The organism is Paenibacillus sp. ClWae2A (genome assembly GCF_032452295.1).
Taxonomy (GTDB): Bacteria; Bacillota; Bacilli; order Paenibacillales; family Paenibacillaceae; genus Paenibacillus.
The window spans coordinates 31,952-56,665 of the sequence record NZ_JAULSQ010000003.1 but is presented as its reverse complement, the minus strand read 5'-3'; the positions used below and the strand labels follow the sequence as shown (position 1 = coordinate 56,665).

Here is a 24,714-nt window from a genome sequence, read left to right as displayed (position 1 = left end):
AATACTACTAGAATAAGCGGAGGAGGACGGAAAATAACGAGAAAGTCCAATTTCTCAGTGATGAATCTATTCAATCTAAATGTGTGGAGAGAATAACTGGTTGTTGTAAATTAAAATCTGATGATAAGCTCTCCCCTTGTATGTAAGATTAAGCTTTTTCGTTTACTTCGTGGAGAATGGAATCAATTAATTCATCATCTATCAGAGTGCTAGCTTTTTCGAGTGCCAGCAGAATACCTTGCGGTTGTTCAAAAAAGACTGTAGAGAGAATAGGGGCAACCTCATCTAAATTAATCTTCTCAGCTTTGACCATACTGATCAAGGCAACCACGATCTCATGTCCCTCCACGTTACCTTCCATAAATCTTGTTCTTAAATGAGTTGCTACTATTTCGGTCTTTGACTGCGAGTACGCCATTACATTTCCCTCCAACGGTTCGAATATCTTAGCAGAGCTCCTCTTCATGCAAGTTTAAACCAAGTTAGATTAGGAGTTATCTTAACAATAATAAGGCAGATAGTTTAATTTATCAACAGCCACTAAGTCAATAAAATCGGATTGGAATCACCGTTTTATCCAGACAAAAAGACCCGGAGAGGGTCATTTTTTGGGTCTGCCTTCCCAATAATCAGGGAATCCGTTGTAATCCCAGGCGTTCAGATTTTCGCTGTCGGCCTGAATGGCAACATCTGCTCCGGAACCAAAGTCAACACCTACGGTTTGCAGCTCTTTGGCCTTAATAACCAGTACCTTGCCGGGTGCACCTGCACATACCAGAGCAAGCTTCCACGGTGTCTGTTGGTAGATATGTTCCATTTGTTTGGATGCTGTGCTCACATGAGACCACGAGGGGCAGTCCACCGTCCCTACGATGCTTGTCCACCCGTATCTCCGCTCCAGAACTTCTCGATATTGCTCGGCCTTGGCTCCGCAGAGCAGAATAGGCATGGTCTTGAACGTTTCATAGAATAACTTGAATCGGGCGATGTAATTATTCTCAAAAGCATAGAAGGTCTCCCGAGGTTCAACCTTGTAATATGCAAGGCACATATCGAATAACGGTTTGAAATACCAGTGATCTGTCTGGATCAGATGTCCGACGTAATCCGCTTTTCGCAGGCAGTGTACGATAATTTCTCTCGCACTCGTATTGGGTAAGGTTATCCCGCAATAGGTAGGATCGTTCAACCAGCCGTAATGAGACTTGATGAAATCCATAGTCAGAACGGTGTCGTGAGCCAGAATGGTGTTGGAAGCATCCCCAAATCGAACAGAAGCATGGGCTTCTCCATCAGAGGCCAGTTGGAACCAGTTGCGGATTAAATCTACACTTCCCAGCATGCATGTCACCTTCTTCCCATGTGTGAATAATGGTTTCTTCAGTATACATATTCATCAACTCCTTCTGTATTAGAATAGGAAAAATGCCTCGTTCTCTCTCTTCTTTTGAGGAATCACTCCTTTTTTGTTCCACGTGCGAAGGTTATTGAGGAACAGTCTAGACTAGATAAAAAGGGAGAGGGGATGGACTGTGAAAAACGTATTTATAGGTAGTCCTGTGCGAAACCGGGCTTGGATTATGGAACGGCACTTGCAATCACTTGAGCAACAAGCAGTGCAGAAGCATTATATGTACATCCTGAATGATAGTGAAGATCAGACGGAGCATATCCTTGATCGTCATCAGATTCCTTATCTGACTCATCATCTGGGGAGAACATATGGTCATATGCGTGGGCAATATTCTTATCACAACCTGGCGTTGTTGAGAAATAAGCTTCTGGATGAGTTTCTGAATTCGGACTGTGATTATCTGTTCTCGATTGATACGGATATCATTATTCCTGAGGGTAGCCTACAGCAGTTAATGGATAATGACAAGGATGTATGTTCCATGCTTATACGGAATCATCCAAAGTTGAAGGCTCATAATGCCATGATCGGCGGAAAACATATACCTGAATTCAAAGCGGGTTTGTTCCCGGTAGATCTGACAGGTGCCGTATATTTGATTAAGCGTGAAGTGATCGAAGCAGGCGTTCGATATGGTTCGCATCCAACAGGTGAAGATGCACCATTCTGTGAGCAATCACGAAGACTGGGGTTTGAACTGTTTGTAGATACTCGGTTGCGTCCCGTTCATGCCTATGCGGAAGGGGTGGATTTGATTGCTCAATTGGCTGCTTCGTAGAAAACAACGAGAAAATCCGGTTTTTGAAAGTATAGAAATGACCATTGTCTACCCGCCCGCACTTGACTGGAACCTCTTGTTCCAGCGTCCTCAGCAATTGATGACCGCCTTCTCCAATATTCCAGGTATACGGGCTATCTTTATCAATGAAGAAACGTACAGAAAGCAGAGCCGCCCGATTGAAAAGTTAAATGAGGATCTGTTCCTTGTGCAAAAAGGCGTGAACTACGATCACCTGGTCAAAGGAAAGAAGGTACTCTGGTTCTCGAATCCAGGTCAGTACAATTATTCGGATGGTCGGAAGTTTGATTTTACCGTATTTGATTACCTGGATAATTCGGCTGATGAGTTTGCTGTGTGGAAATCCTACATCCCGAAATGTTTTGACCGTGCAGATCTTATTGCCACGACTGCCAAGGTGATGTATGAGGCCCATAAACATGATGGCAAACCAATCTTTATGTGCCCTAACGGGGCAGATTACCAACATTTTGAGAAAGCGCGGGCAATTCTACCCAAACCGGCGGACTTCCCCGATGTTCATGATGGGCAAAAGATTGTGGGTTTCCACGGGGCAATGGCATCATGGGTGGATTATTCGCTGATTACCGCTATTGCAGATAAAGGTTATCGTGTCGTTTTGATTGGAAACAATGCTCTCTATCAAAAAAATATTGTGCATCCCAATGTGACTTGTCTTCCGCACAAAGATTATAAAGTACTTCCCGCCTACATTGCTCAATTCGATGTCTGTATCGTGCCATTCAAGCTGACAGAGATGATCCGTGGCTGCGATCCGATCAAGTATTACGAATATTTGTCTGCGGGCAAGCCCGTGTTGACCACGCGTATGGAGGAAATTGTTCATAAGTACAGCGATGTAACTTACTTTATGAATCAGCATAATTGCGGAGTGATGTTGGAGAAAGCGATTCGTGAGAATAGTGCTTTCAAAATTGCTGCACGAGTAAAGGTGGCTAAGTCTAATAGCTGGGAAGGCCGGGCAATGGATGCTGTGAAGATGATTAATCAGGTCATGGGAGGCAGAAATAATGAAAAAGATATTTAAACGAATGTTTGGTAGACAGTTGATTACACCGACAATTGAGCTTGAAGAAATAGAGATTGATGCGACGGAGTTCAATGTTACGACATACACCCCAAACACGGATACAACGATTGTATATCTGCCTGCGATCGACTTCCATAGTGAACGATTCGGGCGTCGACCACAGCGTTTGTTAAAAGCACTCGCTGAAGTGGGCTACAATGTAATATATATCAACTCGAGTGATGAGTTCTATCAGGTTGATGCCTTGGAGTATCCTTATCCGGAGCTTCCAAACTTTGTCGTAGCCCGTGTTGGTCAGAATGTACGTACGCTGTTTCAGGGTGATCGCGTAATCTACTGGGTGAACGATAGCCGGCTGGCAGGTTCGGTCGAGACAGCATATCCTGATCTGGTCGTATTTGATTCGTTGACCGATCCGGATCAATATGAGAAGCACAAACACAAGATGGAAGCTGTTGCTGACGTTGTCTTTATTACTCCCGAGAGAATCTATGAGCATGGCAAATACTGCTCGCATGTTCATCTGGTTACTGCCGATGAATTTGAGATCAAAGAACGTGCAGAACAGGTAGCGCAAATTATAGATGCTTTGCCAAACAGAACGGCCCCTCTGATGTAGGGGTCTTTTCTTTGATCATATGCAGGACTATTTCTTTTGCAAAGATGACGGGGCTAATCGTGCTTCAATATATTTCGTTTACATTATCGTTAGGGAATGAAGATAGCGTTCTACACTATAAAAAGCAGAGGCGGCGAATAGCCAGACGGGTTAAACGAAGGATCTCCCGATCATCAAGACATTTAACCTGATTCCGGCTTAAGCAAGTCTCCGTAGCTAAAATTACATACTATCTAAGGAGTGGACTGTTCAATGGCTAAAAAAATGATTATCAAAGGTGTAGGTACGTTCATGGCTAAACGCCTTCCAGCAGATCCGATGGGCGCAATTGAGGTAGTTACCCTGGGTACCCTGCAAGATTTGAAAATTGACCTTAACGTGGAGCTTGAGGATATCTTTGGTGGTGACGGACTATTCGCCATTGATGTACTGGTGAAGTCCAAATCGATCGAAGTATCGGCAACAGATGCCAAATTCGATCTGGATGCGATTCAGCTGATGATGGGTTCAACGGTACAAGAGCAAGTGAAGTCTTATGTATGGGTGCTGAATGAGCAGTCTACAGTGGCTGCAGGCGTATCCAATTCTGGATTTGCTGAAGCCAAACCGAAGCATGCAAGTAAAATCTATGAAAAGAACGGTGGCATTACGGTTCGTCTCAAAGATTCCAACACTTTGCTGAAACAACTCACTTCCAAAGGAACGGCTGTGGAACCAAATGCGTTCTTCTACGACGAAGCGAATGGTGTAGTCATCCTGAATGCTGCGCATATCGATAAAGAGGTTGTACTGAATTACAAACGTGAAGAAATTGTAGACATGGTTGATCTGTTGGTTGACGAGGTACCATTCCCAATCTCTGTCATTCATCACGGTACGTTCCAGCAAAAAGATGGTTCGTATGCAGGTGTTGAAACCGAGCTGTACATGTGCCGTGCAAAAGGTACATTCAGCATCAATGCTCAGCGTGCTGCCGCTTCTGCATCTGCAATCTCCTTGCAGATTCTTGATCCTGAACGTGCTGACGGAAAAATTGGCAGCATCAAACGCTTCAGCGCACCAAGCAAGATCTAATATCTGAATAAGGTTGATTGCTCCTGGCAAGGTATCAAACGGCATCTGTGCCCTCCCCTTCACAGCGCCTTGCCTTGCCAGGTTTTTTATTATATAGGGGAGAATGTCCTGGGGAGGTCTTTAAATTCATGGAAACAGAACGAGAAAAAGCCGAGCTTGAGCTTGCGGAAAAGCTGAATGAGGAAGCGGCGCAACGAATCAAGGATGATCCGGAGAACAAACGAGTGTCGCCGGAGGAAGTGGAAGCGGCTGAGCGTGCATTTTTTGAAGATGATGAGATTATTACCCTGCGGGATCGACGGAAATATCGCATTCCGCCGTGTAACCTGAAGGATGCCCGCCGTCTGATGAAATTGCTGAAGACAGTGAATATCGATGCCATTATTCTTAATTTCATTCCGACTGAGAATGATGAGCTGGACGAAAAGCGGCAGCAGGATTTATTTGATGTATTGGCAATGGCATTCAAAAACTATCCACATATCGTGACCAAAGATGAGCATGGTGAGTATATCATCAATCGAGAATATCTGGATGAGTACCTTGATCTGAACACAGCTCGCAAAGTCATTGATATGCTTATTGGACTCAATGGTTTAAAAAAGTAGAACGCACCGAGGGGGAGTCTTTGGAGGGTACCGAAATCCGTGATACGGAAACACAGGAACCCGTTCACTGGGGAGAGATCTTCTTCACCCTCCATAAACACTGTGGGCTGAACAAGTGGGAGATTTGGGAGTACACACTCCCTCAGGTTGCGGAGCTGTGCAAGTCAGCCGAGAAATATATTCAATTTGAGGTTGAACTTATGACAGCACCTCTTCGCATGTTCGGTGGCGGTGGGGGCGAGGAAGTCGAAGAAGATGGGACCGTCAGACGTAAAAGAACCTTCAATGACGAGGATTACACGGAGATATCAGAAGATGATATCGGTATGCTTGCACAAGCGCTCGGAGGATAAGAGAGAGACATCCCGTTTTGCCTAAATGAAGGTAGAACGGGATTTATGCATAAAGGCGGTGATTCTTATGACTGAATCAGTAGGACAAGGAGATAAACACTCCTTAACACAAGAAATATTAACGAATATGGATCAATTAACTGGACAAAATACAGCGCTGAAAGGAAGCTACCTTTCTGGTGTTAATACATTGGTTAGACGTGTAGAGACAGTCAGAAGTGATATGCAGTCGCAAATGATTGAAACACTGACTGCCGATTTGGAGCACTTTTATCGTGGAGCGTTCAGTCAAATGAAGGATGTGTCTGCAGCTGGCTCACAGGGGTTGTTAGACTCCGTGATGAATACGATGAAATATATTTCAGTAGGTGAAGCCAAGGGGTATTCATCAACATTACTCAAGAAATCCCTTGACTCGTCGCAACAGATGGATCAACAGATGGGCCGGGCCGACCAGAATTTCGAACTTAGATCTTCTGGGACAACGAATGATAGTGGGCAATATACACAAACCGGAACGGTCAAAAATCTGCAACGAATTGCACTGCAACATGGTATGGATCAGGAAGATGTAGGTCTTGCCTATCGTATTGGTTCTCGTAATTATGATCATGCATCTGAAGCTGTCACGTTTGCTGAAGAAGTAGCCAAGCTGCATTCCGTGGGCAATATGGATGTAGAACAGACGGCAACAGGTCTGGAAGCTGTTACTTCGGCATGGGGAAGCAGTGGCTTTGATCTGTCCCAAGTCACAGACATGATGATCAGAGCTTCAACACTGTTGGATGTTGGCATTCAGGACTTGATGGATATGATGCGTCAGACCCTTCCCGTGGCCGGTAACCCTGATGGAACGCTTGCACAAGAGGATACATTAGCCAACTGGATTAGCAAGGCTGGATTGTTGGTTCAGTCAAAAGGAGATTTTCCTCAGCAGGGCTTTGCATCGAATCGAGTTAGATTCGATCTTCTTGCTGAACAATTGAAGGCTACGGATGCAAACACGTCGATTCATCAGCGCACCGGAAGAAGAGACAACCTTCAATTCCGACAACGAGAGATCGAGATCGCACTTCAGATTGCGACACATGAGGCGATGCAAGGGTTGAAAGAGGAATTTACCGAGCTGGGCGATTATCTGATCGCAGTCATGCGGTTAATTGGAGATCGTACGGATGGCATTGTTGATCATATGGAACTGCTTAACCGAATTATGGATGAAGTCGGAGTTCAGGTTGCGTGGGATAAGTTCGGTGAAGTGATGAATGAAGGTAATCAGAAACGATATGGTGCTACGAATGCAGATCCAGGGAAAGTTGGAAATACGGGGAGCGATTTTCCCGAGCGACTACAAGTCACGGATGTGCAACGTGCTGGTGTAGCGCAGGAAATGGGCAGACAGCAGAGTCGTCTACAGACTCTGGATCATCGCAGAACAGAAATTCAAAGTAGGGTCACCTCCAAGCAAGATGATGTACTTCAGGCTCGGACTAACCGAGATCATCAACATAAAATGTACAATCAGGCTATACAAGATGGGGATACTGCGGCTTCTTCCATTCATGCAGAAAAACGTGACGAAGCTGAGAAGCGAGTCAAAACGTATAGCCGAGAACTTCTTCTGTTGCGAGAAGAAATGCATTCACTCGATATTCAGATCGCAAAGACGAAGCGAAGTCTTGAGTTTCTAGGCCGAGAACTGGATGACACGAGTAGAGCAATGATGCAACTTGAACACCAAGCTAGAGTTTTGATGATGGCAATGGACGACATGGACCTGGACGCAGTAGAACTACGAAACAAGTTGTACTTCCTTAATGCTGAGTTTACATACGGTTCCACCGATGTTCAGCGCTACGAATCCGAGATTCAGAAACTGCGTAAACAGTCAACGCTATTGAATGATGTTCTCTCTAAACTGAGAACCGAAGTCAACGAGTTAAATGCTTCTTTTAGACAGGGCATGATTGATGCTACAGCATACATATCCAAACTGAAGGAACTTGAACAAGTTCAGCTCGCGAGTATGATGAGTGGTCCAGGAGGATTACTAGTTGTTCCAGGAGCAGGAAGCAGTGGATCCCCTGTTAAGGATGACAAGGAAGATTCAGCAAACAAACCTTTTTTAGAGAGGCATCAAGATCTCATCAATGACGCAATAAAGGATATGGCTACATCAAAGATTGAGGAAGTTATGGATTTTGGCTCAGACAAGAAGAAGAAGGACAAGCCCAAGCGACGAGGGATTAAACAGAGATTCGAAGATATGAAGGAAGTCGGTAGTAAAAAAGCATTTTTTAATGGTCATGCACCTATTCGTGACAAGGATGGGAAAGTACTTAGAGGACCGGATAAACCTGATGGAACCCCTGGAGATATTCTTACCCAGCGTGATATTACGATTGAGCGTAAGAAAAACGGAGACATTCCAGGGAAATGGGCAAAGCTCGGCAAGTTGGGCAAGTCGATACTGAAACCGCTAAAAGCCGTCCCATATCTGGGAATGGCCATGACCGCAGTGGATGTCGTATCTGGTCTAGTTGATCCACTGAGCAATATGGGGAAATCAGAAGCGGAGAAGCAGAGTATTCGTGCAACAAATAAAGAGGAACTGGCCAAGGATTTTAAAGATATGGAGCAATCCTCATTTGTAGGTAAAGTGTGGAAAGGTCTTAACCTTGGAATGGATGGGATTTTCAAGGGCGGAATGAGCACTCTGTTCGGAAACAATGCCACCAACAATAAGATGGGGGATTACTGGGCGGGTTTCAAAGCGATATGGTCCGAAAAAGGCGGAGATGCGGTTGAGAAGAAACTGGCCAAAGAGTATAACTACGAGCAGGAGAAAAAAGAAGCCCAGATTCAAATGGATAAAGAGTCTGGAAAGCCACCTGGCGATAACACTCAACAACAACCGCAGATACAATACATTCCACCCCAAATGCAGTACATTCCTGCTGCGGGCGGAATCGGGGCCATTGCTAATGGGTATAAGCCTCAGCCGCAAAGCAATGGCATTGATGAAATGATCGCCAAGATTAATCGGCAGTTTAACAAATCAACAAGTGACAACGAAACCAATTACCAAGTCACACGATCCCGTCTGTTAATTAGTGGTGTTCGTGAAGATTCTGGCCAGATGCGTGCGCTAATGGAGAAATATTTGCAAGAGAATATCAAGTTCTTCGATAAGGCCATTGCAAGTTTACAGAAGACGTATAACAAGATGGCTGAAGGAAAAGAGAAAGATGAGCTGGGTTTGGAGATCAATGAGAAGAAACAGCAGAAGGCGCAGTCAGAGCTTGAACTGAATGGTGTCAAAAACAGCCAAATTGATGAGCTTAGACGCAAGATGAATGATCAGTTTGAGTTGACGGAGTTGGATTATGATAAACGAATGTATGATCTCCTGGCAGCTAATGGGGGTAAGGAAGATGCACCAGAAATAATTGCATTGAACAAATCGCGTGCATCTGAAATGAACTCACAAATAAGTTCGATCAAGCAAGATTGGAATAATTTATTAAATAGTGGATTGTTTAAACCGGGCACGGATGAATATATGCAGATTTTTAAACAAATCCAGTCATTGGGTGTAGAACAGTCCAAAAATTTGGCTGAAATTAGCAAAAAAATGGATAAACCGATATCCACATTTAACATTCCAGCAGGTCTTAAGGTCATGGATTACTTTGATTACATGACCACGAACAATACACATAAAAGTGTGATGGTTGGTTCAGGTGATGTGACGGTTCATGTGAACATCGATAATATGACTGGCAGCACAAAAGATGTGGAGAGACTTACATCTACGTTGGACAAGACACTACGGCAGAACAGTCCTGGTATTGCAAACCGAATGGCCAGCAATGTAGGTGCAAGAATGGGAAGCAATCATATCCCCAGATAAAATAGGTTAGGAGGGCATCTGATATGACTCAGCAAGATCCGTTTGGCTTAGTTAATGACCGGTATAAAAGAAAGCTGTATGTAGATACAGGCATGAAGTTCGAGCCAGTGAACGGAAGAATTATTGATCCGTACTCTTCACCTTCGCCCAATCCGCAAGTGAGGGAGATTAAAATGATTAATGCTCCCTCGCATTTTCATCAGATGGGCGTGTCTTCGTACAAGGCCATCATTAACATCTTGTTTAAAGATAAGCAATCCTATCACGACTACGCCATGTACGTAGGCTGGACACACAAATTTTATGATGAGAAGGGCAATATCTATGTTGGTGTTGTAGAGTCCATCAAAGTTGACCCTATTTTCTACCATCAGGATACGATGGATAAGGATCAGAAGGGGTACAAGGTCGAATTGACCATGACCCTGATCAAAAAAGATGGTTATGACCGTAAGAGTGCAATACAGTTTCAGGATTTACAGACGACAGAAGGCAAGGACCACTGGGCAAGAGATTCCATTGAACGCTTGGCTGATTTGGGACTGACGGTTGTAACACAATTGGATGGCACACCCATTCTATATTTCAGACCGGAAAACTTCATAACCAGAGCAGAGTTTGTTACTTTCCTGATGCGAACCAAGCGTCTGCTGGAACGAACAATTCGAGAGTAGGGTGACCTACTCTCGTTTCTGTCTATTCTAAAGATAGGAGGTGTTTATCATACGAAAATGGGTTGATGTAAACGAAGGGGACTGGTTCTATAACGATGTTATGGAAGCTACGAATATGGTTTTGGAAGATGGTGAAGTCTTTGTTGCCGGAATCAACTATAACAAGTTTGAGGAAGGCAAGCCTTTTGTATATGAAGAAATCAAAGGGAAAGCGGGGCAAACCTCATTTAGTCTGCCTGTACTGATTAAACCAACAGATGACAATCCACTGTATGTGTTTATTGATGGTGTTCAAACGCTCTACCAAACGGCTGAAACCAATAGTAAGGGATTAACCGATGTGGAGTTGTATACGGGTGTAAAAGCAGGACAGGTGGTGTCCTTCTGTAGTTATGGTGAACCATTGCTGGACAGTGCTTGGAAAAGGCCACCCGTGTCCTGGACTGGAGATCTGCCCAGAGCTGTACTTAGCGCAGCGACGACCTATTTCTACGATCCATTTAGTCGTAATCATCAGGAATATTTGTATGCAGCAGGCCAACCGCTTCGCAGACTCAGTATTCCTTCCGAAGTATGGGCAGATACCATGGGAGATGCAGAGGCGGTAACCAAAATTGCAACAAAGGCAATTGGTTACCGAACGGATGTTTATTGTGTCAGCCCAGGGGGCTCGGTGTTTCTTCCTTTTAATCTTAACGGTGTTACCTGCAAGTTCAATTATTGGACGAAGAATAACAAATTCAAGAGTGAAGATATCAAAGCGACAACACTCAAACCAGCATACAACAATTGTTTTTTTCCTAATGCCATTATACAGCGGGGAGAAGCATTTCATCTGATTAACAAGTTGCGCAAAGTGTTCTATGCCAGATTTACGGACATGAAAGCACCAACGACGGAGATTAATCAGCCTATTACGGCATTTCAGGGTCAACGGGTGTTTAGACTTAATGGCAATTATCCGGCAGGTAAAAAGAAACTTAAAATTACAGTGAAATTTAAAGACGAAAAAAAAGATAAAGACCAAGAAACACCGGCTTATTCGGAAATTGACAACCATACGGTTGTTTTTAATCAACCTTTCTCAGAGGGCGACGAAGTGACTTTCTATTATCTCAAAGATGTGAGTGAGAGGTTCGCAGACGTTGGCAAAGATTCGGCCATTTATTATCGGGACAAAAAGGAGCGGGTAGAACAGTCCAAGGATGCTTTCTGGAAAATAGCTGTCTCGGAAATGGAAGACGAAACATTTGCGAACAATGATCCACTAATTGCTGGCATTCCGATCAATAACAAGCTGGATGGTGCAGCGATAGTAACAGATATGGGGAGACCTACAAATGGCACAGAACAGGCAGAGGTATGGTTCCTTGGGAATTCCGCTATGACCCGGGCTGAAGCCGCAGCTTTCCTGGACCGATTCATGAAGTGGACCATCGAGCGATTCAAGTAAGGGGGGAGATTACAATATGATTCCAATTTCGGATGAGGTTATGAATGTGCTGTCCCAACGTCTGAAGCTGGGGGAAGGAGCGCTTCCCAATATCCGGGTCGAAGTAGATCGGCTGGCCTTTATCCCGGGACGGACAGAAGAGTTCAGGCATATCGTAACCGAGCAGGTACCCATCATCAGTACAGAATCCGTTTGGGTGGATGAGTCGAGTAATGGTATATATTACGGTTCGACTCAAGCAAATGCTCAGGAGATTTTTTTTCCGGTTAAGGGTAAAACGATTGATAGTATTACAGTTTCAGATAAATTTGGCTCTCCTCGTGATAAAGGTACAAGAATTCATAAAGGTATTGATTTATTTGATGATATTGGAACGCCGATTTTGGCTGCATGGGCTGGAAAGGTTGTTCGAATATCCTATAGTAAAACAAAGGGTGCTGGTAATGCCGTAAACATAAGACATGCAAACGGTGTAATCACCAAGTATTTTCATTTAAAAGAGATACTCTGTTCGGTGGATGATGAAGTAGCTCAAGGGGCTGTCATTGGAACACTAGGCAATACGGGTGGCGTATATACCGGTGGTCATAAGGTGTCTGCGGCTGAACGTGCGGTGGGCAAGGGACGACATCTGCATTTTGAGATCTGGGAAGGAGTCAATCCAACAACGAGAACTGGAGAAGGTGGTAAGGCAGTTAATCCTCAATTGTATTTCAAGGGACAGCGCAAGTTGCACGGAAATGCGAAAACAACATTTACTGATGTAAAGCCGGTTCAGGTCGAAGGATATCCCGGAGAGATCAAACTGAATGAGAAGTTCGACAAGCGAAACTGGCATGAGAAAAACGTTTATACAACCGGAGTGAAATTTTCGGATTATGCGAAGATTGAATCGGGCTGGACTATGTTTGATTCAGGAGGCAAGCTGCTGTATACGTTTGAAGGCAAAGCCGCCGTAGCTGAATTCGAGATTAACGTGACGAAACTGAGTATGCCGACGCAAGGGCTGCTTAGTATTGGAATGGGAACTAATTTCAGTGATGCGGAAGGGGATTCTTTTGCTGTGGTGATCGATGGTAAAACGTATGCCTATGTCAATAAGTTTAACGGGGCATATGATCTGACCAAACTGACGGAATTGAATAATATTGTGATCCCTGCAAAAGCCAAGAGTATAAAGATTAAGGTGACGTATGGGGGCAAACAAAACTCCACTGTCCCAGCCGGATCTGTTCCTGCTTCGAGTAAGAAGTATAAAAAATTCGCCATTGATTATATTCGCATCCAAGAGTTGTTGCCTGCTCCGTTGAAGAATCAAAAGAGTGAAGAAGGGCTCGATCCATCTAAAGGATATTATCAAACGAACAGCTACACAGATTTTATCAATAATAGAAGGGTCGAGACGGATGTTATTCAGGTTGGATCTTTTGTCTATATGGACACACAGGTTCTTCCCAATATCATTAGTGCCGAAATCGATGATCAGTTTGATTCTGAAGCCCGGGAGGCTCGGCTGACCATCTCCAATCCGAGAGGATTTTTCTCCCCCGATTATAATCCTGCTCATTTTCCTGAGCTTGGGGGTGTACCGTCTCCATGGTCTTATTTCGCAAACGGATTCCATATCGGGGTTCTGAGTGAAAACACACCGATACGCATATATATGGGATATGGTCAGCACATGATGCGGGTATTTACGGGACTGATTGATAAGGTGGACATCAATGGCGAAGGCTCCACGTTGGAGATCACGGCTCGAGATATGTACAAGCGCATTATTGAGAAAGTCATTTCCGAGAAAAAAGCGTATCCAGAAGTTGAAGAGATTGACAATGTGCCAGATCCGGTACCGCCTGCAGCAGTTGGCACGGACCGGACATCATCTATCATTCAGGCTGCACAGGCCCAAGCGGCAGCGTATGGTGTACCTGATCATAAGTTTTTGCTTGCGATATGCAGGCACGAGACCGTTCTCGGAACACAAGGTAAGGGTAAAGATGAGAACGGCAGCTTTATTCTTGGATATGGCTGTCCTAGTGAGGGACCGTGTACTGAGAAATATGCAGGTATTCAGGAGCAAATGAAGCGCGGAGCAGAACGGATGTCCAAGGCGCTGGCTTCCAGAGGGAAAAAAGTGAGTTCCAAGGCGGATGTACTTTATTTCCATAATGGTGGAGACATTGCTCCCATGACCTGGAGTCAAGATCGGGAGAATTGGGTGGACAAGGTATGGACCTATTATCAGGAGATGCTTGCAGACCCGGCAAGTTGGACCGTTACAGCCACTTCCACTCCCGCAGTTACACCAACACCAGCTCAGCCTGTAGAATTTGAAAAGCCGGCCTGGGTCAAATCAACGGTTGTACTAGATCTGGTTAAACATGCAGGTATGGTGGGTTGGCGGGCTACCAGTGAGGATCGCGCTTATCCTGACTACGTGATTGACGAGACCTATCTGATTGAGCTGAATCAGAAGACGGGCAGGGTCATTGTCCCCGTACCGGGTCAAGAAGGTGAGTTTGAAGTTAAGGACGCAAGTACAGTGCTGACACCGAATGGATGGCTTAATCCATTTATTGAGGAATATGGCAGGACGTTTGAGCAATGGTCTGCCAAAGTTACGGAAGCTGTTCAGGAGGTGATCTCGGAGATTCCGTATCGAAGCTACTGTGACCGTTATGGTACATACCGACTGGAACGCCTGAATTATGACAAACCTGTCGTGGCAGAGTTTTCTGAGAATGACAATCTGATCTCCATTACGAAATCTACGGATTGGTCCAGAGGAAGAAGCCACATTGTTGTTATTGACTCGAATAGTAGTCAGAGCAGTTTCGTGGACAAGGAGATTTTGCTCGAACTCAAAGGAGAGATCCGAACCATGGTGCTGGCCGTTCCTTGGGCGAAGACGGTTGAAGCCAAGAGACAGGTGGCAGAGCGAGCTTTTTTTGATATGAAACGTATGTGCCGTACGCTTCAGGTGTCCATTCCTGCGAATCCTGCGCTTGATCTGCTCGACAACGTCATTGTGACGGATAAAACGACCACCACACGAGCTGTATATACGATTAAAAGTATTAAAACCAGTTATTCGGTTGACCGTGGCATGTTACAGGTCATTGATATGATGTGGGCAAGAAAGGGAGTGATGGTGTAATGGCCGGCATTGTGAATGAAAATATTGTATTTCCCGTGCTGGATCTAATCCACCGGGAGCTTCGCAAATATAGCAGTATCTCCAATTCGAATGTTTCTCCTCTTGAAGGTGAGCCTTCCGTTACATTATATCGGGAGCACATGCAAGACCCGGACAGGGTGACTGGAGCAGACCTCTTGTATGAATCGGCATGGAAGGTTTCGATCTGGATGAAGTTTGGCTCAGAGGATGAGGAAGACTTTCCTTCCGGAGTGGGCTATTCCCACCCGGATTATGATTATTACAAATATTTCAGGCTAACGCAGGTGACGGCCCGTACATATGATCCAGCTGGAGAGCCAATGTTCACTTACAATATTGGTCTAAATTATGATGACGAAGGACGCTTAACTGGAACGAGCGTAAGTCGTATATAACATGTAGGAGGTGGTTCCATGGCATTTAATGTATCTTACATCGCGGGTGGCGTCATCGACAAAGTGCGCGAGCTGCCGTACCCACACTTCAGTAAAAAGACGATCCCGTTCATTCGGGGACAGATGTTGGACATTCCGGCGGCGAAGACCACCAAGTCTGATACGTTCACCTTGGCGTATGACACAGAGTTTCTGAGCATTGCGTTTGCGGCGAGCCACTACTGTGTCGGCGATTACTGGGAGCTGATGATCGGGACGGAGAAGGTATGTCGTACCATCTATACGAAGGAACTTCCTGAATCAGTTTCTATGGGGAACAGTTTCGGAATTGTCTACCCGATTCCGGCGGGAACGACCATCACGTTTGACTTCTTCAACGCGGTGGCTGAAGCCAAGTCGGTCTGGTACAACATCAAATTTTTGAGATAAGGAGGGTGACGATGGCACAGACAGTACCATTAACCAAATTCAGTGGATTCGTGTCAGGCGAAAGTAAAGCAGAGGATATTATTTTTAATCTGGCCGATGCCATTGTAGGTGCGAAGATTCCATCCGCTGATAGTTCAAATGTGGAGAACAAATGGAAAAAGGTCTACGAGTCCATGTCAGATGTATGGGTGACTTACAAAGAGATGACCCGTTCAGGCGTGCAAGGAAAGTATAAGCATACTGATGGTAAGTTGTATGATGTATTGAGATTGGCGAGCAACCTGCAAAACATCTCTGCAGCAAAAGATGGAAGAATGCTTATGGATGAGGATGGATACATATACGAGGTGCTCGGTTCTCCCAATATTAAGACAAACAAAAAAATTCTTGTAACAACACACGAGTATCTTGATGATAAAGGTCAAACTGTTTATTTAAATATCCCGAATGCATTGGTCGTCATTATCCCTGACGAAACCTCTGTAGAAGGTACCCGTGTGTATTTTGTTAAACAAACTCAGACCAAGAAAAATACAACGAGGGTCGATAGCACGGATTGGAATGAATTTGAGTTGATTACCGAAATGCCTGGAGATTGGGCATATGCTTTGAATAGAAACGGTTTTAAGCTAAGAGTAGAAAATGAAAGATATTCATCTGGTAGTAGTAATTACTACCATAGAACTGAACCTGTTCTTGCAACAAATTACACTTTCACCGAACGATATTACGTAGCTGAACCAACCAACTACACTACACCAAAGGTTGTGTTGAAAGCTACACCAGATGTACCAGAGGGGATTTCCTCTCGGGATTACTTCATCATGTTTACTCAACCTCAGAACTTTGCGGGTGGAGATTATAATTACTTTGACTGCCAGCATGGTGTAGGATTTGTAGGCGAATTAAGCAAGGGTGATCCGTCAGCTACATACAAAGGCATCTGCAATCCTTCAACCGTATCACCTGGGTCAACACCTGTGGTGGTGGATCAGACAGCAGCAGAAGCAATGTACGAGCAATGGAATGATCCTGAAGCAACTAAATTGTACACACCGCCAACCATCACATGGGATAAGGATTTTGATGGAGTTACTGAACTGATCAGCCCGGCTTCCCATTTCTTTTACGGACGTAACTCGACTGTGAAATGGTTGCCAAACAAAAAACGGAGACCGGATTACCTGGTAGCCTACCATATTTCGGTCAATAACGACCGAGCAGCGGTTGTCATTGAAGGAGATCCTTCTCCAAATATTCATGGTTATTACCGTAGTTTCGGTTATTTTGGGAAAATCGTACCTTTCAATGATCATGATCACATTGGAAACTTTGGCTTAACCGTAGGTATGGGAGACTTGAAGCAGGATCTAACAGGATATACCAAAAATGATATTCGAACGGATTTAAATCCGGACAAGTATGCGCAATACGGAGAGTATACGTCAAACGGAATGGACTCGGTATCTCTTCTCCGTACTCGAGGTAATGTACTTTATCAAGCTCATTATCCAGCATTTATTACCCAGTTGCCGAATTATCCCGATGTTGGGAGTATCCCAAAAGAACTGTCTAAACTAGTGTTAGATAAGGATGGTTTCCAAAAGTCACTATGGACCGGGAAATACCATGCAAGTCCAGTCTATCTGGTGCACCAGGCGGAAGGTTATCGGGGTTATATGGATGGGGTTGTTGCGATATATGATCAGAATCTCGTTAATCTGGACGAACTGATTGTAGATACAGAGATTCCCAAAGATAATAATAACCCTGCAGCTGGTAATTGGACGGAAGTGTACAAATTCTTCAGTATCAAATCACCGATGAATTTTTTCAAGCAGTCGCCTGCTCCTGACCTGGTAACGATTGCAATACTCAAGGAAATTAAATAAGGAGGATTAACATTACATGGCAAATTTTAAGTATGTAGAAACCATTACAACATCCCAGGATCTTCTGAACAAGTTGAAGGAGGAGATCACGGCTTTCGAGAAATTCCCCTTCGAATCAACAGCGGGTGAAACAGCTGAGAATAACTCGTGGAAGGTGTTTTATGAGGAAAAGGATGCTGAAAATCGTATCAGTCTGTTGATTCTTCAAGGCACCATGACTATCGGAACAACAGAAAAACCAATCACCAAAAAATATTATGTACAGTTCACGAATCACGCCATTGTTCCACGAGTGATTACACCAACACCCAAATATGTAGAGCATAGTACTTTGACGGTCCAATTGCTTGAAGGACTGGAAGGAGAAGAGCCTGCTGCTTTGCCAGTGAAGACACTGCCAACATTCAAATTAACGGGTCACCCTGTACTGTACCAGTGGGCACTAGAGAGTCATACGCCAACGGATCGAAACAAAGAAAAGCCGGTTTACATGTATATCAATGTGATGAATAATCGTCTGGCTATGGTTCTGGTTGCAGATCCGGCTGTAAATTTCCTGGATTACAAAAAATCATTCCTCTATGTAGGTGCGCTGAAGCCATTCAAATACAACCTCAATGATGTAGACGGAAACGTTATGCTGACGGCAGGTGCAGTTATTGATGAACCGGATATCGCAACAATCGCCAAAGACGGTACATACTACTATGGACAGTATACTTCTGCAGGTAACAACACGTTGCAGATGCTCAAGACTAAATCAGGTATTGAATTCCAAAGCCATTATCCTTCTTTCATTACACAAGCACCACCAGTAGGCAAAGCCTTTATTGATCCTGAACTTGGGGATACGGGACTTGAACTTGAACCACAGGGTTTCCAGGCATCCAAATGGACGTCCAAATATCACTTGTCTCCAATTTATGTTGTCCACCCCTATGAGGGATATCGTGGTCAGTTTGACAACTGCATTGCGGTAACAAAACATAATATCCTTCACCTGGATGAGTTGATTATTGACGTGGAAGGAAAGCCTTGGCATCAAGAGGTTTATCGTTATTTCGATACAGATACACAACAGAACTTTATGAACTTATCAGCTAATCAACGTATGGGCGTAGCGATTCTGAAAGAGGTACGTTACTCAAGTAAACAAGCATAGGCCTGAATCGTATAGATTCAGTAGAGGGAACCCTGACTCCGCTCAGGAGTTCCCTTTTTATTTGGAGGGGGTGATGCAGTGCTCACAACAAACGAATACTATTTTAGCATCCGGGACATTGTTCAGACATCACAGGGATATTTGCTCAGGATAGGCAGTACAGGAAGCAGGCCTTTGGACTATATGTTTGTATATATTCCTTATAGTCGTTATGCCAGCATACTGATGCTGGACTTCTACATGGCAAGGAATGCTGCTGATGATACGATAAAAGATGAATTGATTGACTCCATCAAAAGAGACTTGGAAGGAGAAGAACAATTTATCGTTCTGTCTGATGGAAGAACAAGGAATCATGTATCGATAAACGAGATACCTATTGGAGACAAACGAAATACGGTACAAAGCGAGATCGAAGAAGGCATTAAGGCCATGCGTAATCGATTAGGTGCCGATGAGTCCTTAGAAGCGATTGAAGGAATTCGAACATCTCTTCGAGATAGCAATCTTATGGATAACTCTGAGCAAAAGGCTGCTGATCGAATGCAGTGGCTGCATCAGGGACAGTTGCATACGGAAGATGCAGCATGGCGTGTTGATAATAACAAAGAATTGAGAATATTCAAGAATGTTACAGTGACACGCAACTTGCTGAAAAATCTGGACAAAATTCATCCATCCCAATGGGGTGTTCGTTTCTCGGATCAGGATGTCATTCTGGATTATCTTGGAGATTACGAGCGAGATGACGCAGTTGAAACCGTTGTTGAACGAATCATGGCGTCAGCCAGAGATCATCAGAAGCATACCCGGCTTGAGGTTTTAGCGATAGCCAATCGGACAGTTTCGATGCTCACGGAGCAAATGGTGATGGATGGTGCTCTGAAAGAAACTGAGCGACGCAGCATCATAGTTAGAGTAATTGACAGCGTTAAAGAGAGACTGAAAGATACTGCGATATCCAAGCTGGACTTGGCTTCATCGATGACTCGGCGTGAACTCGATGTTTCATATGGAAACATGCTAAAAGCTACAACAGCTCATCATCGGAACACCTCCAAGGAGCTTATGAGTGACTCCCAGCGTTTCTATAAACGGGATTCAAGCATAGATCATGACATACGAATAGGGAATTCTTCACGTTCCCTACAAGAAGAATATATGAAAATTGTACATGAGCAAATTCTCTCTTCAATAGATCATACGAGAGAAATCAGTGTTCATAAGCCAGATCAGGGTGAAAGAAATCTTCAGGTCGAAGGGCAACTGGCTCAGTTCAATCAAGCCTTGCGGAATATTGATTTTGAAACGCAGATGCAGTACGTACAACAATGGGGGCAACGCAAAGATTTCGAAAACGGGTTAATCATGCGTCCACCTGTTCTGGCTAAACTGAAAACACGACAATTCCCAAGTGTGGTACATCAGTCTCTCAGAATGGAAAGAGATACGAATAAAGAACTGCTTTTAGCGGAAACACAGTTATATAGACGAAGCGCAGAGCATGATATTATTTCTTTAAACGAGATCATAAATTTGGATCGGAGCCGACTCACGGCACCTACCTTGATTAATAAGGAAGGTCTATGGGGAAGCATGGCTATAGGTGTGCAAACTTATATGGACAGATCTTCAGCCAATAGGTATCATCCCGCATCTGCGTTAAGAGATATTCGTAGTGATCCCTGGTTGATCCAAAATGCTTTTCCAAGAGCACAACGTATTATAGGTCATAATCCGGCAACAATAGATCAGGAATTTCCATGGGGCAAAAGAATCATAGATCATAATCCTGCTTATATTGAAGATGTGAATACGCAAATCAAGGCTCACCGACTTATTGTTGTACTTGGAGCGGTTGAGGACACGAATAAGCAAATTCTTGCATCAAGGGATGCTACGGAGTTCGGATATGTCTTGCGAAATAAACCCGAAGCACATCGAGATACAGTAGAATTCGCTAATGTTGAGAGGGATAAACCTGAGGGCACTCGGGTAGATAAAGAAGCTGCACATCTCCTTCGAGAATATTCAGAAGGACGCAGGGTCGACAAATTTGAAACATTTGTATCTTCCCAATTCGATACGGGTCATGTTGGTCCGCGAGCCATGTATATTCCCAAAACAGAAGTGCATGCCGAGCGAACGGATACATATGAGATAGAATTAAAATCCTCAAGTGCGGGTAACCGCATGACTGAGCAAGGAATCTGGTTACCCCAAGCTTTACGTGGAGAACGTGAAGATAAGACATTGACAATTGAAGATACGGTCTACGAGGCGCTGAAGAGTAGGGATAGTAAAAACCTTTTTCTTGACGATGAGATGTATGTAGCACTTAAAGGCAGCAAAGAGCTCAATATAGAGAAATTGTGGCAATCCCTAAAAAATATGACGCAGAAGCATATGGTTTACTTGGATGACTTACTAAAAAAGTTCATCAGTGATGGTGGAACGATTGGAAACAAATTATATCCGGGTCATCTAGAAGATTCATTGCTGGCAGCTGAATTATTAGAACGCCCTGCGCTTGTACTGGAGATGATGATTGATGCGGTGTATCAGACCGATGATGTCGCCTTTATGGATGAAAACCTTCTTACTGGAATTCGAGAGAGAATCGATGCATTAATTGAAGTGGGTATCTTGTGTTCAAATAAACAAAGTGATAATGGACTCGTTACATTCAGTTCAGAGGGTATTAGAGAATTGAAACAAGTTATCATCGCCATGGACATGCCAGAAGCATATCAAGAGCCCGATGATGCATGGACAGACACACCATATCTAGATGCAGATCACCTACCCCGTCAGGGGAATGTAGATGATAAAATGTCCGAGTCCTTCAAGGAAAAGGACAGTGAGTATAATCAAGAAGGGTTGCTGAATGAGCAAAATACGGGTTCAAAGTTTGATCGGCGCGGAGAAACCATCGAGGTGACTTATGCGGATTGGGATGCCAAACCGATTACTTTTAATTTTGATATTCCACTTGGTTTTGTTGATTCATCTCCAGGAGTTTTCGATGAGGATCTATCAGAAATGAACGCTGCTCACTCACAGGAAAAGTTCGGCATGGTGAATGAAACAGTCGATGGCTCTAATCACGATCGAGATGGATTATTTAACGAGCAAGATTATGCTACAGGAGAATCTATCCTTCGGTCAGGCGAGCACTCTAATACATACGTTGCGGGTTCGACAAATCTGCGAGAACTGCATATTAGCGAAGAGTACTCCATTGGTGCCCGTTTCAGTCAACAAGCGCATGTGAGTGAGGAATATAACTTAGGCAGTCCTGTTAGTCGTGAGCTTCAACAGACTGGAGAGATAGTCTCAGGAGCTTCTTCACAAATGAGAAAAGCACAGGTCATTCAGTTGTATACCTCCGTAACATCTGGAATTCGTCAAGCAAATACAATTGAGGGATATGAATTAGGAGATCCACTTTTACGCCAAGGTCTATCTAGTGAAGGTTATGGCCTTGGATATCAGGATTTGCGTGAAATGCAATGGGATGATGGTTATATGGGAGAAACGAATCATCGACTGGGTGTAACAGCAGCAGGATCATTTTACAGTTATATAGAATTAAAACAGGCAAACATGAAAGACGGAATGCAATTGGCCATGAACTCAGAACGATTGGCAGAGCAATCAGGTCGAGTTGAACATGCTACACAATTGAAAGATTCATGGGTAAATGAAGATTTTCATGGTCAGGTATACAAGCTTGGTAATCTGGAACAGCAGTGGGTGGCTGATAAGCCGCAACAGGGAAATCTGGAGAGCCAGTGGGTTGCTACCAAATATCAATATGGTTTGATGGATCAATATCTTGACAGCGGGGATAAACCTAAGTACGCAGACGTGCCAGTAGAATCCATTGGAGGTTTGCCGCTTAAATATGGGCAGATTGAAGAGGAGTTGCAGGCAACTAAATACCAGTATGGCAACTTGGAAGAGCAGCTACTCGGAATTAAACCTCAGTATGGACAAATTGAAGAAATACTGTTTTCAACCAAGCCTCAATATGGCAATTTGGAAGAAAATCTTCTCGCAATTAAGGATGGTAGAAGTTCCGAATACCACTTCACCAACAATGGAGATAAACGGGTAAGAGATTCGTATGTTGAAGAACAATGGAACGGATCAAAGAGCGAGCGAATCACAGGTCTTGAGGAAGATATAGCTGGAATTCTGAATCCACTGCCGGCTACGTTTGAATCCGGTTTGTTAAGCACAAAAGGTAATTCCCAGGCTGATTGGGAGCAATCTTTGATGAGTGACAAGACGAGCAATTATTCTTCAATTGTTACTATGTCTGAAGCATTAAAAATCCAACAGCATGGGCATGTGGGAGAGCAATTAAATGCTAGCAAGTTGGAACAAGATGTTTCTCTTCTAGATGGTTCAGAAGGAAAGAAAGGACATGTGGATGGTGAATTAATCGATTATACATGGACAGGCACGAACTCAGCGCACCACGCTAATGCTGGGGCAGGATTATCCGGTGAAGCCGGACCACTTGAGTCTACAGGGCAATACGAAATGACGACTGCGTTTAAGAATAATCTTAATGGTGAATTAAATACAGAAGTTACTAACATGTCAATCAAATTAAGCGGATCAGGACAAGAAGTCGATGATTTTTCATATGCAGATTTTGAGGGCAGAGTGGCGCTTGTTCAACAGGATGTCATCATTGTAGAACGAGAGGATAAACGAATATCTCATCTGGAAAACCAGACACGAGAGGCAACATTTGCGAATGCTCGTTTGTCTGAATTGCAGAATCCGGAGGATACATTCGCAACCTTTGAGGAACGATGTACGCAGGTGATCACGGGCTTTATTTTCGCTGAACGACCTGAGATGCGGGCAGAGTATTTGGAACAGCTTTTTGCATTTTTGCCTGAACGAACAGCACATCTTATGAAGATCTATCACGAAGCCAAAGTGGAAGGAAGGGCTTCTGAGATTGAAGTTGATTCGGTGTTGGCTTATCGGGATCGGATCACTGAGGGATATCTGCCTCTTATGGATACTACCGCGCAGGGACTTGTTTTCGATTATACCGATAATCTGTTGGACCACGGAATGAATCCCGAAGACTGGGAGGGTGGTTTTGGCGTGCCCGAAGAGTATGATCCTCATGACCCGTTCAACGTTTATTTCCCATACTCCAAAGAGATGGATGCACTTGAACTTGTTCAGGCGGATGATTGGGTTCAATTCGGAGGCGGCGATTGGAAACGGGATGAGCTCCTCGGCAAGTTTTACAGTAAAAATGAAACTTCTCAAATTAACGGATGGTACCGGAATAATTTTCTGGGCGATCAGTATAAATTCTCCGTTGATTTCAAGGTAGATGAGAACGAGAAGGGTGACGATGGCGTTGGTATTATTTTTAAAATGCAAGATACCAATAACTATTGGATGTTCATGGTCAATGGTGGTGATTCTACAAATGCTCTAGATATGAGGACATCGATGCAACTGTATCATGTCGTCGCGGGTAGAAAAGAGTCTGTAGGTTCTCCGATGCAACCTTTTAAATGGGAAAGGGATCGATGGTACACAATCTCAGTATCCATCATGAAAGGTAAACTGCAAATCTATACCGATTCCAAACTACAATACGATTTAACGGGCACTGATTAACTCAGTGTTCTTTTTTTCGTATAGAGCGAGTAGAGG

17 protein-coding genes are annotated in these 24,714 nt (G+C 44.0%); 15 read left to right on the top strand and 2 right to left on the bottom strand.

Annotated features, from left to right (window positions below):
- Nucleotides 1-148 precede the first annotated feature (148 nt).
- Together QVE09_RS11415 and QVE09_RS11410 are read right to left on the bottom strand one after the other, a co-directional pair.
- On the bottom strand, nucleotides 149-418 hold the full coding sequence (locus QVE09_RS11415; RefSeq protein WP_036607821.1) for a hypothetical protein: 270 nt from the start codon (nucleotides 416-418) through the stop codon (nucleotides 149-151).
- Nucleotides 419-601: 183 nt separating this feature from the next.
- Nucleotides 602-1,342, bottom strand: coding sequence for a GT-D fold domain-containing protein (locus QVE09_RS11410; RefSeq protein ID WP_315936933.1), 741 nt, complete (start codon nucleotides 1,340-1,342; stop codon nucleotides 602-604).
- A 190-nt stretch (nucleotides 1,343-1,532) separates the two neighbouring features.
- Here QVE09_RS11410 and QVE09_RS11405 point away from each other — a divergent pair, with 190 nt between their 5' ends.
- From QVE09_RS11405 to QVE09_RS11335, 15 genes are all read left to right on the top strand, one after another.
- Complete coding sequence (locus QVE09_RS11405) at nucleotides 1,533-2,192, top strand: glycosyltransferase family 2 protein (RefSeq protein ID WP_315936932.1); 660 nt, start codon at nucleotides 1,533-1,535, stop codon at nucleotides 2,190-2,192.
- Nucleotides 2,170-3,261, top strand: a complete 1,092-nt coding sequence (locus QVE09_RS11400) for a glycosyltransferase (RefSeq protein WP_315936931.1) — start codon at nucleotides 2,170-2,172, stop codon at nucleotides 3,259-3,261. The genes QVE09_RS11405 and QVE09_RS11400 overlap by 23 nt, the downstream gene beginning before the upstream one ends.
- Nucleotides 3,245-3,883, top strand: coding sequence for a hypothetical protein (locus tag QVE09_RS11395; protein WP_315936930.1), 639 nt, complete (start codon nucleotides 3,245-3,247; stop codon nucleotides 3,881-3,883). The genes QVE09_RS11400 and QVE09_RS11395 overlap by 17 nt, the downstream gene beginning before the upstream one ends.
- Before the next feature lie 252 nt (nucleotides 3,884-4,135).
- A complete protein-coding gene (locus QVE09_RS11390) occupies nucleotides 4,136-4,957 on the top strand; it encodes a hypothetical protein (protein WP_315936929.1) in 822 nt (273 codons plus the stop codon).
- A 128-nt stretch (nucleotides 4,958-5,085) separates the two neighbouring features.
- A complete protein-coding gene (locus QVE09_RS11385) occupies nucleotides 5,086-5,565 on the top strand; it encodes a carboxymuconolactone decarboxylase family protein (RefSeq protein ID WP_315936928.1) in 480 nt (159 codons plus the stop codon).
- A gap of 20 nt (nucleotides 5,566-5,585) precedes the next feature.
- Nucleotides 5,586-5,918, top strand: a complete 333-nt coding sequence (locus tag QVE09_RS11380; RefSeq protein WP_223199730.1) for a hypothetical protein — start codon at nucleotides 5,586-5,588, stop codon at nucleotides 5,916-5,918.
- Between the two features lie 67 nt (nucleotides 5,919-5,985).
- Nucleotides 5,986-9,831 (top strand): coiled-coil domain-containing protein, encoded by a 3,846-nt coding sequence (locus QVE09_RS11375; protein ID WP_315936927.1) that lies wholly within the window; start codon nucleotides 5,986-5,988, stop codon nucleotides 9,829-9,831.
- Nucleotides 9,832-9,854: 23 nt separating this feature from the next.
- Entirely contained in the window at nucleotides 9,855-10,505 is a 651-nt protein-coding gene (locus QVE09_RS11370) for an S-layer homology domain-containing protein (RefSeq protein ID WP_036607803.1), read from the top strand.
- A gap of 115 nt (nucleotides 10,506-10,620) precedes the next feature.
- Nucleotides 10,621-11,958 carry a hypothetical protein gene (locus tag QVE09_RS11365; protein ID WP_315936926.1) on the top strand — a complete coding sequence of 446 codons (1,338 nt, stop codon included), beginning with the start codon at nucleotides 10,621-10,623 and terminating at the stop codon, nucleotides 11,956-11,958.
- 16 nt (nucleotides 11,959-11,974) lie between these two features.
- Complete coding sequence (locus QVE09_RS11360; RefSeq protein WP_315936925.1) at nucleotides 11,975-15,115, top strand: M23 family metallopeptidase; 3,141 nt, start codon at nucleotides 11,975-11,977, stop codon at nucleotides 15,113-15,115.
- Entirely contained in the window at nucleotides 15,115-15,531 is a 417-nt protein-coding gene (locus QVE09_RS11355) for a hypothetical protein (RefSeq protein WP_315936924.1), read from the top strand. Before QVE09_RS11360 ends, QVE09_RS11355 begins: the two co-directional genes overlap by 1 nt.
- Before the next feature lie 18 nt (nucleotides 15,532-15,549).
- Nucleotides 15,550-15,960, top strand: coding sequence for a hypothetical protein (locus tag QVE09_RS11350; protein ID WP_076251166.1), 411 nt, complete (start codon nucleotides 15,550-15,552; stop codon nucleotides 15,958-15,960).
- Between the two features lie 11 nt (nucleotides 15,961-15,971).
- Nucleotides 15,972-17,852, top strand: coding sequence for a hypothetical protein (locus tag QVE09_RS11345; RefSeq protein WP_315936923.1), 1,881 nt, complete (start codon nucleotides 15,972-15,974; stop codon nucleotides 17,850-17,852).
- A gap of 16 nt (nucleotides 17,853-17,868) precedes the next feature.
- Complete coding sequence (locus QVE09_RS11340; RefSeq protein WP_169482058.1) at nucleotides 17,869-19,014, top strand: hypothetical protein; 1,146 nt, start codon at nucleotides 17,869-17,871, stop codon at nucleotides 19,012-19,014.
- Nucleotides 19,015-19,092: 78 nt separating this feature from the next.
- On the top strand, nucleotides 19,093-24,678 hold the full coding sequence (locus tag QVE09_RS11335) for a hypothetical protein (protein WP_315936922.1): 5,586 nt from the start codon (nucleotides 19,093-19,095) through the stop codon (nucleotides 24,676-24,678).
- The last annotated feature ends 36 nt before the right edge of the window (nucleotides 24,679-24,714 follow it).